Annotated in this window: 8 protein-coding genes; all 8 read right to left on the bottom strand. The window is 52.0% G+C overall.

Going from position 1 to position 12766, the window contains the following annotated elements; translation table 11 throughout:
* Window positions 1–72: 72 nt before the first annotated feature.
* Window positions 73–2727 (bottom strand): phosphoenolpyruvate synthase, encoded by a 2655-nt coding sequence (gene ppsA / locus NSQ46_RS14840; protein ID WP_007128156.1) that lies wholly within the window; start codon window positions 2725–2727, stop codon window positions 73–75.
* Between the two features lie 270 nt (window positions 2728–2997).
* A complete protein-coding gene (locus NSQ46_RS14835) occupies window positions 2998–5205 on the bottom strand; it encodes a hypothetical protein (protein WP_342576927.1) in 2208 nt (735 codons plus the stop codon).
* A 34-nt stretch (window positions 5206–5239) separates the two neighbouring features.
* Window positions 5240–7633, bottom strand: coding sequence for a glycoside hydrolase N-terminal domain-containing protein (locus NSQ46_RS14830; RefSeq protein WP_342576926.1), 2394 nt, complete (start codon window positions 7631–7633; stop codon window positions 5240–5242).
* 22 nt (window positions 7634–7655) lie between these two features.
* Window positions 7656–7970, bottom strand: a complete 315-nt coding sequence (locus NSQ46_RS14825) for a hypothetical protein (protein WP_342576925.1) — start codon at window positions 7968–7970, stop codon at window positions 7656–7658.
* Window positions 7971–8046: 76 nt separating this feature from the next.
* Window positions 8047–9657, bottom strand: coding sequence for an extracellular solute-binding protein (locus tag NSQ46_RS14820; protein WP_251534732.1), 1611 nt, complete (start codon window positions 9655–9657; stop codon window positions 8047–8049).
* 109 nt (window positions 9658–9766) lie between these two features.
* On the bottom strand, window positions 9767–10645 hold the full coding sequence (locus tag NSQ46_RS14815) for a carbohydrate ABC transporter permease (RefSeq protein WP_007128161.1): 879 nt from the start codon (window positions 10643–10645) through the stop codon (window positions 9767–9769).
* A 28-nt stretch (window positions 10646–10673) separates the two neighbouring features.
* Window positions 10674–11582, bottom strand: a complete 909-nt coding sequence (locus tag NSQ46_RS14810; protein ID WP_342576997.1) for an ABC transporter permease subunit — start codon at window positions 11580–11582, stop codon at window positions 10674–10676.
* Between the two features lie 79 nt (window positions 11583–11661).
* A complete protein-coding gene (locus NSQ46_RS14805) occupies window positions 11662–12621 on the bottom strand; it encodes an aldo/keto reductase family protein (RefSeq protein ID WP_342576924.1) in 960 nt (319 codons plus the stop codon).
* Between the last annotated feature and the right edge of the window lie 145 nt (window positions 12622–12766).

The raw sequence follows: 12766 nt of genomic DNA, 5'->3' as shown, positions 1-12766 counted from the left end.
TTTGCATCGGTGCCTGTTTCCATGTAATGCCGTCAATGAGGCCAAAGCCCTTTTCCTTGACGTAATCGGTCTTTACAGTAATTCAATATACCCTTCCGTTCCATGCACCCGGATTCGCTGCCCATCCTTTATCCGTTTGGTGGCATTCTCCACGCCGACAACGGCCGGCAATCCATACTCACGTGCAATTACGGCGCCATGGGTCATCAGTCCGCCAACTTCGGTGACCAGTCCTTTGATGGATACAAACAATGGCGTCCAGCTGGGGTCTGTAAAGGAGGTGACTAAAATATCTCCCTCATCCAGATCGGCGTCTTCCATGTTTAAGATGACGCGTGCGCGTCCCTCGATAACGCCGGAGGAGACGGCAAGACCTGCAATTGCTCCGTCAGGAAGATCTTCTCGTTTGTAGGCCCCTGTGATGATTTCACCCTCCGATGTGATGAGACGCGGCGGCGTTAATTTTTCATACAATTTATACTCGTCTTTTCGCTGGCTGATCATCTTTCTTGGCGCAAGCCTCGCTTGCTGCTCGACCATGCAACCCGGGTCATCCAATGTATTGGTGCGCACGACTTCGTGAAGTTCCTCAAAAGTAAGATAATAAATATCTTCCTTTTCATGAATAACGCCCGCTTGCACGAGCCGTTCGGCTTCTTTCAGCAAAGCCTGCTTATAAACGAAGTACCGACTCACCATGCCGTATTTGGGATATTCCCGGTAACCGATGAAATTCCGGATGAGGTCGATCTTTCGTTTGGTTTCTTTGGCTTTTTGTTCACCATCCGGCAATTGCATCAATCGCTCTAATAGTTCTTTTTCTTTTTTCAAAGCTTCCTGGCGCCCCTGCTCAAACTTCCGAACACTTTCATTTGGTTCAAAGTTTTTGATGTTGCCCAGGATCAAAGGGATAAGCGTGCTTGGTTTTTCACTCCACCGGGTTCTTGTGATATCGATTTCTCCGGCACATCGCATGCCATACTTGTCGAGAAAACTTTGAATTGCGTCAAGGGCTTCCTGCCCGCCATCCAGCTTAACCAGTTCATCCAAGAAGGCGTCGTCTTTGACATGCTGTAAATAATCGATGACTTCCGGATAAGGACGGATTGCATCAGCGACATCGAGCAGGGCCAAGCCCATTTCCGAAGTAATATTGTGGGGTACAGATTGTGAAAGCGTGTCTGCTGCGTTTTTTTCACCTAACCATTGGTTCATTCGCTCATTAACCCATGCTGAAGCATTCATGGCAGCCATAAACACAGCCGAACTTTGCGGGTCAAACAAGATCTTCTTTAATTGCTGAATATCTTCCAGGATAAAATCAAACAAATCCGATCCAGACTTCGTTTGGATGTGTTGTTTTAACTCTTCGATCGATGTCTGACTACGTTTAATCAAATCAGAAACGATCGTCGGATCGTTATCGAATTGCGGTTGGGCACCGGCAGGCGGCATACCTTTATTGCTTTTACCCGGGCTTGATTCGTTTTTATCGTTTGGTAATAGTTTTATGAAATCTCGATCGATTATGGTCATAAGCGCGTCTTTTAGAAGCGGATCGTGTTGTCCCATGCCATTCACTAAAAATTCTCTGCTGTCAGGTGATGCCAGATTCCGTGTGACATCAACAAACAATCTTCCGCCAGCTTTATGCATGGGGGCTGAAGTCGTCATCAGAAAAAACGACAATCCAAGCGGCTTTATGGGATCCGTCATCATTTGTTGATGACCCACAGAGATATAGACGTGATTTTCTTCATCATTCGCTTCAGGGATCGGAAATAAAGTCGTGATAGGCCGGCTTTGGACCATATAAAATATGTCATCGACTAGGCACCATTCGATATCTTGCGGCTGACCGAAATAAGCTTCAATCTGTCTCCCGATGCTTGCCAGCTGTAATATTTGCTCATCCGTCAGGGTTTGAGCCTTTTGCCGATCCGGATCCAGCTGCTTTGTTTCTGTTCCTCCTTCGTTCCGTGCATAGATTGCCAAAGTTTTAGTGGCGATCCGCTTCTCGGCGATTTTTCCTTCCCGTACTTTGTAACCATCGGCAGAAACCAAGCCAGAGACTAGCGCTTCTCCAAGTCCATAACTGGCATCAATGGAGAGGAGCTTTCGGTTTCCGGTCATCGGATCAGCGGTAAACATGATCCCCGAAGCAAGCGGGAAAACCATCCTTTGAACGATAACGGATAAATAAACTTGACGGTGGTCAAATCCATTTTGCATACGGTAGATGACCGCGCGGTCCGTAAATAGCGAAGCCCAGCATTTGCGGATATGCTGCAGGATGGCATCTTTGCCGATGATGTTTAAGTAGGTGTCTTGTTGCCCCGCGAAAGAGGCATGCGGCAAATCTTCGGCGGTCGCGCTGGAACGTACGGCATAAGCATGCTCCTCGCCAAACCGGGAGAGAGACTCGGTTACTGCAGTCACCACGTCGGAAGGGATCTCAACGTTCATAAGGGTTTCCCGAATCTTCCTGCTGATTTCACCAATTTGATCTCGATCCTCTACGGATAGCATGGTTAGTCGATGGAGCAAAGCATGATACGTTTCGTTGTGTTCGACGGCTCTTTGATATCCCTCGGTTGTCACGCAAAATCCTTCAGGAACTTGGATTCCTTCGATTTTTGATAATTCCCCTAAATTCAATCCTTTTCCGCCAACAAGCCAAAGCTGGGATGTTGCCATTTCCTTAAAATCGATAACCAACGAACTCATTCAACATCTCTCCTAACCATGGATTTGAAAAAAAACATTTGACAAGAGATTTTTCGGCATGCTACAATGAAAATGTAAGATAAGATATTTATGACCTTTTACATAATCTCAGTCGTGGTCTGATTATATCACCGCGTCTGTTTATATGCAATAAAAAAGAACCTGGTCCATCGACTCAGGTTCTTTTTTTTATGACCATCCGCTTCTTTGCTTCGTCGTTCCTGCTTCGGGCTTGGACAGTGCCTGTTCAATTTTCGATACGGATCGTATTTACCCAGGCAGGAGCAGAAGCCGCTCGCCGGGCATCGTCTCAAGCTGAATCCGTTCTCCTGCAATCGCTTGCCCTTCCGCCCCGTCCCGGTGAACGATGACGCCCCGATCCGGCCATGGATTGAGCAGCTTGAGCTCTCTTCCACGCTCGCTTGTAATCAGAACGTATCGCACCTTGCCGTTCTCAATCTCGCTGCTTACGACAAAGGCGCCTACGGCTCTTAGCTTCTTGAATCTCGCTGTTCTGTCTGCTGGCCAGGTCGGAAAAAGGCGCAGGATGCCTTGATGGCTCTGCAGCAGCATTTCGTGCAGGCATGCCGGTACGCCGGCCGCATCCTCAATTCCTCCGCCTCCGTGATGGATCGACAGATTGGGCAGCGCGTACCGCTCGCATTCCGCTCTCAAACGTTCCAGAAGCTCGGCCGGGTCATGGCCGACCCGCGCGGCTGCAGCGTAATAGGTTGGAAAAGCGTTGAAGTCGGACCAGCGCTGCATCTCTGCCACCGTATCCTGCGCGATCTTCAGCTCTTCGGGCGAACTGTCGAGTCCAAGGTTCCCGGCCGGGAAAATATGCTGCACCGCCAATGAATTGCGGTCGTTCCAGCTCATTCCCTCCTCGGTCAATCTATAGACCGTTTTGCCGCTTCGTTCCATCAGCGGATAAGCGCTCAAGTTCGCTAAAATGTGCCGCCACTTCGGCTGTCTATGCGTATCCCGATCCAGCTCTGCACTCAAATGAAGCATCGCTCGCATGATCATTCGCACGAAGCCGAGCGAAAGAATCGGGTTTTTCCGGTCTTGGGAGCGCTCGTGGATGTCATCATCGTAGATAACGTAACGTCCATTCTCAAAGACCAGGTAGTCTTCCCAAAAATCGGCGACCGCAAGCAGATAAGGATAGACCTTTCGCGCGTAGTCCAGATCGTATGTATAGTAAATATGCATAAGCAAGTTGACCGCCGCAAACGAGGCGTTTGATTTTTGGCCGTGAAACAGCGCGGAACAAACCATGCCGTCCGGACCGAGTTCGACCGGCATGTAGATGCCCCGGCAGTTCAACTTCTCGCGGGCCAATACTTTTCCAAGGGGAAGGAAGGCCAGCAAGGGATCGCAGTAGCCTGAAGACAAGGCGATCCGATTTCCGGTATACAAGCCGAAGTAAGGCGCTTCAAAGTTGTAATTCATCGTGTAGGACCCGGTCCATTTCGGCCGGTCCGTCGTCACCCAGTTGCCGAACAGGCCCGGCTGGACCTTGTCTGGACGCATACAGGATCCAATGATGTAGTAAGAGGCGTAATAGTACTTCTCTAATACGGGATCGCCGATTTCGATCGAGGACGCGCGCCAGTACTCGCGCCACCAGCCCCGATGGTTTTGCTTGCGTTTGGCCAGATCGTCCAAGCCTCCGGTTGCGTAATCATTCAGCAGGCCTAGTGCCCCTTGCAGGCAATCCGGCTCGTCTCGGTTGCTGACGATCGCCGTCACAACAGCCAATCGTTCTCCTTCCCGGATCTGAAAGGAAGCTTCCACATTCTGAAACAGCCACTTGTTTTGCGCGTTCGTACCGATGACACGACATGCGGCAGCCACTCGTCGAACTTGCGGCAGGCTGCCTGGATTGGCGGCGTAGCGGAACCAGATTGCTTCCGGGTCGGCCCCGTTATCGTAATGGTAGACCTCATCGGTGGCACTATCGCCGGCATGGAGTCTGGCGGTTACATCCAGCTTCCCTGCCATGCATTCCAGTTCGGTCACCAGCACGTTGGAATCTGCGGAAACCCAGGAACATAGCCGCAGATTCACCTGCTCATTTCGGAATGATCCCCTCGTTTCGGCATTCAATATGTCCTGCTCCAGGTCATACGACGCATCCGCGAGCCCGGGCATCAGCAGCGATATCTGCCCGACCGTTATGATGCGCGCGCCCGTTCTCCGGCCGTTGTCCCGGAGCAAGCGTCCAATCCGCTGTTCTTTACTTTCGCCAAGATGAGGCTGAACCCAAAAATCGTTTTTGCCAATGTAAAAGGTCTGATGATGGGCCTCGCCACCGATCGAAACCCCTACGTCGCCGTTGCCGAGCAGCGGCGCGTCCGTCCACGTATCCGTTGGGATCCGGGTTGGCGGACGTCGGAATACGCCTATACGGTCTTTCCATTGCTCTTCCCGAATGCTTATTTCATCCTGGTTCATCCATACACTCGATTCCATTGCTCTCCTCCTTGGTTAAAATCCTTGACAGATGCTATGACAAAGGCTTCAGCTCCAGCCGCAAGCGACGAGGCCTTTCATCCAGCTTGACATTCACCGGTTGTCCTGGCCTAAATTCGAACTCCTGGATTCGCGCCACCATGTCCGGCAATATGAGCCGGACAGCCTGCCTTCCGCTGCATGTGCGAAGCGTCACGTCCACCATCTGTTCTTCCCGATCCCAGCTTAACTCGCACTGCACCCCGCCTCTTGCCAGCAAAGGCCCGACAGATCCCCGAATCCACCGTGTCGGCAAGGCCGGAAGCAAATGCAGCTCGCCTGGCACAGAGAACAACAGCATCTCCTGCATTGCGGCCGTCCATCCCATATTCGCATCCAATTGAACGGGCGCCCAGTCCATATCCACGCCGATCCCCATGCCCCGCCAGTCGTTATGAAGCGTCATCAGATTATTCATGACGCAGGAGCGGCCGAGGATATCCAAACATTCTAGAGCCAGGTCCCCTTCTCCCATGCGCGCATAATTATTCGCCATATGGGCGAGTGACCAGCCGGACTGCTCCTTCAGACCGATGACGAGCCGCTTCCGGATAGCCTGGACGAAAGCATCGAACAGCGCCGGATCGTTCTGCCTGGTCACTTCAATCCCCGGAAAGACGGGGTACGCATGCGACTGATGGCGATGATGGTAATTGTCATCATAATCGGGATGCATCCATTCGCGGACGGCACCGTCCTCGTTGATCTGATATGGAGGTATGCGCTCCAGCATAGCTCTCCAATGATTCTCTTCCTCCTCACTTTCCCCGATCGCACGCAAACCGTCGGCCAGATTTATTATTAATTCCTTGGCGATCGCGAAATCCATCGTAGCGTTAACCGTTGTGCCCATCGAATGGCGGGGCCCTCTCCAATAGTTCCCCGGCGTATTCTCCGGCGAATTGGAAGGCGAACTTACATAGAATCCATCCTCGCCAAGGATGAAGAAATCCCTGTAAAACCATGCCGCCTCGCGCATGAACGGAATCGCGCGTTCGCGCAGGAAGGCTATATCGCCTGTATGCAGATAATAATCGTAATACAGCTGGCTGACCCAGCCCGCGCCCCCGGTCCAATGTACGATGTGGGGCTGGAGATGTTTGAGCAGCCCCGAGTCCGGCGCAGTCGGAGCAGGAATGAATATTCCGCGGCAGCCGTACAGGAAGCGCGCATTCGTCCGGAAGTCGTCCATCAGCGATTCCATGTAGTCGAACACGGCCAGCATTAGGCCCGGCATATTGCCGGAGAGCGCCTGCCAATACATCATTTGCAAATTTTCGTTCACCATGTGAAACGCCCATACCGCATCGTAATCGCCAGCCCACAATCCGTAGAGATGGCAGGGCTGCCCCTTCTCGCGCGAGGCGGATATAAGCAGGTAGCGTCCGTACGCCCACATCTTCTCCATCAGTGCGTCCGGAACCTCGCCCCTGTATGCTTCCATCAGCAGCTCCTCATTGGAGCGCTCCCTTCCTTGCGCCCTCAAGTCGAAGGACGATGCGTGGAACAATCTGCCGTGCTCCGAAGCATGCCGTGCGAGCAGCATCTCGTAGTCGGCTGCCAGATCCCGAAGCTCGATTGTCAAGCGCTCCCACTGCTCTTCCCTCTTCCCCGATGGAAACAACCGGATGATCACGAGCAGCGACTCGGCGTCTTTAATTGAGTACTCCCGTTCATTGGCACCCAATGTCCCGGACCGATTGACGATCCTGGCGACTGCTCCGAAGTCCGAGCCGTCATTGTTGCGAGCGGCGTAGTATAAATAATGGCCGTCCCGCTTCGATTCGGGAGCCTCCGGGATGTAAGCCGTTCCCGGCCGGCGTGTATCCTCGGGATTATGCGGCTGAAAGGTCATCGTGGCTTCCAGGGCAAGCGGACCCTGCTTACGGATGGCCAAGATGACGGAATCGTCCGTGCGGGAGACGAATAACGATCTTTCGTACGCGGTCTCCCCATCCGTCCAACGAACCGTAACTTCCCCTGTGGCCATGTTCAGTCTTCGCTCATAACCGCGGAAGGCGCTGTGCTGCGGCATATAAATCTTCAGGTCCCCCAGCGGAAGAGGCGACGCAATCTTCGGCTCGTATCCGCTCGTGCGCAGGCACTTGACTAGAACGCCATCAGCTTCCTCTGCTTCTCCTTCGGCGAGAAGGCGCCGAACCTCGGGAAGTATTGCGCTCACATCCGGCAACTCCGGTGTCGAGCCCTTACGCCACAGAAGCTCATGATTGAGCAGTATGGTTTCTTCGTACACTCCTCCGTATACCGAAGCACCGATGCAGCCATTGCCAGACGGCATCGCTTCCCTCCACTGGGACCGCCACCATGCTACGGGATAGCGCATCGTCAAGATATGTTTCTGATCGGTATTGCGATGATCTGAATGCATGCCATACATCCTCCTCTCCAAGTCAAATCATATCCGGCACTCCATAGCTTGGGCCCGAATCGACGGTATCGAGATCGAGGTTCTTAAAAAATGGGGACAGCAAAAACTCAATCTCGTTCATGTCCTGGTCCTCGATGTCGGTAACGATAAGGCCATCCCCCGGGGATGGCCTCAGGCTGTCGAGAAACCCCCTGTTTTTTTGCAGGGGGTTTAAAATTGCCTCGTCGGTCACTGAAGTAGGGTTCTCAGAGCGCTTTAAATCGATTTTTATTTTAAAAGATATGATTCCCCATATAAAAAATAGAGTGTCGAAAAGTCCGTTGGACTTTCTCGACACTCTGAGGCCATCCCCCGGGGATGGCCTGGTATCGGCGACTGGATTTGCAAGCCTTGCATTCCAAGCATTCGCTGGGTTATCGAAGGCGCGACTCCTGGATAACAACGCCGTCCTTGTTGTTAAATCGTTCGGTTGCTTCCTTAATAATCTCGTTGCCGCCTTTCTGGCGATATTCCTCGATGACCTTGGGCCAATCGGCGATATCCTCGTTGCCGTAAATCATTTTGACCATATGGTCGACGATGATCTTAGGCGCCTGATCCGGCCGCTTGGAAGCGAGGTCCGGATACCGCTGGAACGATTCCAAATCAGGGATAAAGATAATGCCGCCCACCCCTTCTCTGGCCAGTGTGTTATCCAGCGCATCCAGCACGTCTTGGCCGCCTTCGAGCTGCTCCATCCGCATCCGATTGATTGTCGCATCGCCCACGAATCCCAGCATGCCCCTGAAGCCTTGCTCGGCTTCTTCTTCCGCGGTTGTAGGCGCTTTGTAATTCACTTTGCCATTATCGATCGTGTAATTCTCCCCTTCGATGCCGAAGGTGAAGAACATTTTGGCTTCATCGGTCAGCATCCAATCCAGCATCTTGATAATGCGGATCGCTTTTTCCTCCGGCACATTCTTGTTGATGTACAAAGACGTAATAACCGAGCTGTACAATCCGTAACCGCTCAGTCCTTCAGGCCCGACCGGTGACGGAATGATTTCAACCTCGGCCTTCGGATCAACCGCTTTGATCTTCGAGCGGAAATCGAGCAGCCCCGCAGCGTTGGACGTCCACATGCCGGCTTTGCCGCCATTGATATTCTCTGCGTATGTAGTTACATTCAATGTGGCAAAGTCTTTTGGTACCAAGCCTTCATCATACATGGTTTTGTACATGGTCAGCGCCTTGGTCATATTGTCTACGTCGAAAAACTTGGGAACGATCTCGTCGCCCTGCTGCATGAACTGATAGCCTAACGCGTCGTAAGGGCCGAAGAAGAGGTCGGCGTACTTGAAGTCCATGCGAAGCTGGTACGGATTTTCGACACCCAGCTTCTTGAATGCGCGAATGACATCAAGGAATTCCTCCGGCGTCTTCGGCACGGGCAATCCGGTTTGCTTCAGCAGATCGGTCCGAATGAACGTGGCTCGTCTGGACGGATTGCTTAGCCAGTTCGGGATGCCGTAAATCTTGCCCTTATAACTGACTTCGTCCCAGGCTGCTTCCGTGACGTGCTTCATGATGTTCGGCGCGTGTTGCTTCAGCAGATCGTCGAGCGGCATGAAGACACCGGCTTGGACGGACCCTGCCATCGATTTGTCCGTCGCACCTCCCACGTTTTGCACGACGTCGGGGATATTATTGCTTGCGAACATAATCGACATTTTGGAATCGAAATCTTTAAGCGGAATCGTAGTCAACTGAACGTCGGTATTCGTACGCTTCTCCAGTTCCAGCACCCATTTATCTTTGTTGATATCCGGAGACTGCTCCACATGGGGATTGCCGCTTGTCGTGATCGACATGCTGAACTTCAGAGGCTCCTCCGCTCCCGAATGGCCGGTCTCGCCGGTTTGGGCCGGTTGTTGATTGGTCTGCCCCTCACTCGAGTTGCCTGGAGTGCTGCCGCCACCAGCGCAAGCGCTTACACTTCCGACTGCAAGAATGATGGCTAGCATCAGGCTTAGTCGTCTCTTCATCGTAACCTTCATCTCCTTTTCATTGAATAAACCACAACAATAAGTTACTAAATATAAAAATTAATGGTTATGGCATATTTATTATGGATGTGTGTTTTTTTATCATGGGCTACGATTTGATCGAACCGATGAGCATGCCTTTCACAAAATATTTTTGCAGAAAAGGATACACCAGCATGATCGGCAGCACCGATACGATTATGACGGACATTTGGACGCCGCTTGGCGACACGTTCGACAACTCCTCCATCAAACCTCCCGCCTCGGCCATGGAGTTATTCATCACGATTTCCTGAAGCCTGAGCTGCAGCGGATACAGCGTGCGCGAGTTGATGTAATATAACGCTTGCGAGTATGAATTCCAATGCGTGACTGCATAGAACAACCCCATCGTCGCCATGATCGGTTTGGACAGCGGGAGCACGACGCTCCATATGATCCTAAGCTCTGAAGCTCCGTCTGTTCTGGCGCAGTCGATCAACTCATTAGGCAGGCTCATATAGAAAGACCTCATGATGAATAAATTATAGGCGCTGATTGCGCCTGGGATCATAAGTGCCCACAGCGTATCGAGCAAATGCAGATTTTTGATAAGCAGAAAGTTCGGGATAAGCGGCGCCGAGAAAATGAAAGTAACGAGAATGAGCATCAGAATGGGCTTGCGTCCCTGATACTCCTGCCTGGACAGGGGGTAAGCGAGCGATGCGGTCGAGACGAGATTGATCAAGGTGCCGACGACCGTAATGAACACGCTGACGCCGAACGCGCGCAAGATCGACGGATCATTGAGAATAACTTGATAATTATCGAAGGTCAGATCGACCGGAATCAGCGAAACGCGCCCGCTATTGATAGCCGCTTCACTGCTCAGAGACTTAGCCAGTACGTGTAAAATCGGAAAAATCATCATTATCCCGAGCAGCGTCATAAAGATATAGTTCATGCCGTCAAATAAATGGAAACGACGAAGCTTCGATGATGGCTGCATGCCGCAACCCTCCTTTTGATTCGTAAAATTAATACAGTCCGCTGCCCGTCGCTTTCTTGCTCAGCGTGTTGCCGATCATGATCAGGCCAAGGCCGACCACGGATTTGAACAAACCGATGGCGGTCGTGTAGCTGTATTGCTGCTGGATCAAACCGACGCGATAGATATACGTATCCAGAATATCGCCGCTATTTTCATTTAACGGGTTCAGGAACACAAATACCCGTTCGAAACCGAAATCAAGAAAGTTGCCAATATGCAGCAAAAACATGATGACGACCGTTGGCAAAATGGCCGGTATAGTAATCTTCGAAATTTGCTTCCAGCGATTGGCACCATCGATGCGGGCAGCCTCGTACAGTTCAGGATTGATGCCGGCGAGCGCCGCAAGGTATACGATCGTGCCCCAACCGCTGTCCTTCCAAATGCCTGATCCTACGAGAATGCTTCGGATATAGGACTCTTCCCCGAGAAAATAAATGGAGTCCAAACCTAGCGATTCGAGCATGCTGTTTACGAGCCCCGTGGACGGGGACAAAATACCGATGGCGATGCCCCCAATGATGACCCATGATAAAAAATGAGGCATGTACACGACGGTTTGCAGCACTCGCTTAAACAAAACCACCCTCATCTCATTCAGCAGGATCGCCAAAATGATCGGCACGGGAAAAGCAAAGATGAGGTCATAACCACCGATTAAAACCGTGTTCTTCAAAATCCGCAAAAATTCGCTGTATTCAAACATGCGTCGGAAATGCTCCAGCCCGACCCACGGACTTGCAGAAAATCCATTGAATATGTTGTAATCCTGGAACGCCATGGCCGAGCCTAGCAACGGAATGTATTTGAATACGATGAAATACAACAATCCTGGCAGCGAGATGATGTAAAGAACCTTGTATTTGCGGAACTGGCTCAACCTCGATCGGGACATGGAAGTGCGTTTGGGCGGCTTCGATGCGGCAATGGGCGTGTTTCCCGGCATATTCTTCACTCCTTCTGTAAATCATGTGCTACTTCTCTTCGAATTTAAGCGCAGCATCAATGGCATCGAGCGTAGCCGCGTCAAGCCGGATACCGGAAGCGTGGACGTTATGGTCCACCTGCTCTGGTCTCGAGGCTCCGACGATGCAGCTGGCCACGGATGGCTGACGCAGAATCCAGGCTAGCGCCATTTGTGCAAGCGAGATGCCGGCATGATCCGCGATCGGTTTCAGTCGCTGCACCCGCTTCAGGTGATCCTCGTCAATCCAGCGGGAGATGGCTCCGTTCTGCTTCGGGTCCGCCGCCCTCGAGCTTGGCGGGATCATACCGCCAGGCTCGTATTTGCCAGTAAGCGCGCCTTGGGCAAGCGGAGAGAATACGATTTGGCCGAGACCCTCCTTCTCGCAAACCGGGATCAGCTCCAGTTCCGGTTCGCGAAGGAGCATATGGTATTGCGGTTGACTGGAGATGATGCGGTTCAGGTTCAATTCGGCGCCCGTCCGAACCGCATCCACGATCTGCGCCGGTTTCCACATGCTCACACCTGTGTACAACACTTTGCCCGCTTTCACCAGATCATCGAGAGCCCGGAGCGTTTCGTCGAGCGGCGTGTCGGGATCGTACCGGTGACACTGATACAAGTCGATATAGTCGACGCCAAGCCGCTTCAAGCTCAAGTCGCACTGCTCGCGAATATGCTTGCGGGACAAGCCGCGGTCATTGGGGCCGTCTCCTACCGGCACGCAAACCTTTGTGGCCAGAACATATGAGCTTCGTTCGTATTTGGCCAATGCATGCCCAACGATCCTTTCTGCTTCACCATGATGATAGACGTTCGCCGTATCAAATAGATTTATGCCATGCCCATAAGCGCGGTCGATGATCCTCTCCGGAAGCCTGGGATCTGAAGCCGCTCCGACGGTAAGCCAGCTGCCGAGTGCGATTTCGCTCACCTTCAATCCACTGTTACCCAGTCTTCTGTACTGCATAGATGTCAACTCCATTCCATCTTCAAAATTCAGGCTGTGCCCGCACTGTTTGGTACAGGTTCTCATATCCTGCAAATCGATCATAAAACGACAGACTATGTAAGCTCCATGTCGCGTCTCCATACTGCCCTGTGTTTTTCTACGA

The sequence above is a fragment of the Paenibacillus sp. FSL M8-0142 genome (genome assembly GCF_038597315.1).
GTDB classification, from domain to species: domain Bacteria; phylum Bacillota; class Bacilli; order Paenibacillales; family Paenibacillaceae; genus Paenibacillus_AQ; species Paenibacillus_AQ lactis.
This window is presented reverse-complemented; position numbering and strand designations above follow the sequence as displayed.

Excerpts from the sequence above, each read along its gene's own strand:
- NSQ46_RS14830 (WP_342576926.1), bottom strand. The coding sequence starts at position 7,633 with ATGCATTCAGATCATCGCAATACCGATCAGAAACATATCTTGACGATG.
- NSQ46_RS14815 (WP_007128161.1), bottom strand. The coding sequence starts at position 10,645 with ATGCAGCCATCATCGAAGCTTCGTCGTTTCCATTTATTTGACGGCATG.
- ppsA (WP_007128156.1), bottom strand. The coding sequence starts at position 2,727 with ATGAGTTCGTTGGTTATCGATTTTAAGGAAATGGCAACATCCCAGCTT.
- NSQ46_RS14835 (WP_342576927.1), bottom strand. The coding sequence starts at position 5,205 with ATGGAATCGAGTGTATGGATGAACCAGGATGAAATAAGCATTCGGGAA.
- NSQ46_RS14810 (WP_342576997.1), bottom strand. The coding sequence starts at position 11,582 with ATGTCCCGATCGAGGTTGAGCCAGTTCCGCAAATACAAGGTTCTTTAC.
- NSQ46_RS14805 (WP_342576924.1), bottom strand. The coding sequence starts at position 12,621 with ATGCAGTACAGAAGACTGGGTAACAGTGGATTGAAGGTGAGCGAAATC.
- NSQ46_RS14820 (WP_251534732.1), bottom strand. The coding sequence starts at position 9,657 with ATGAAGAGACGACTAAGCCTGATGCTAGCCATCATTCTTGCAGTCGGA.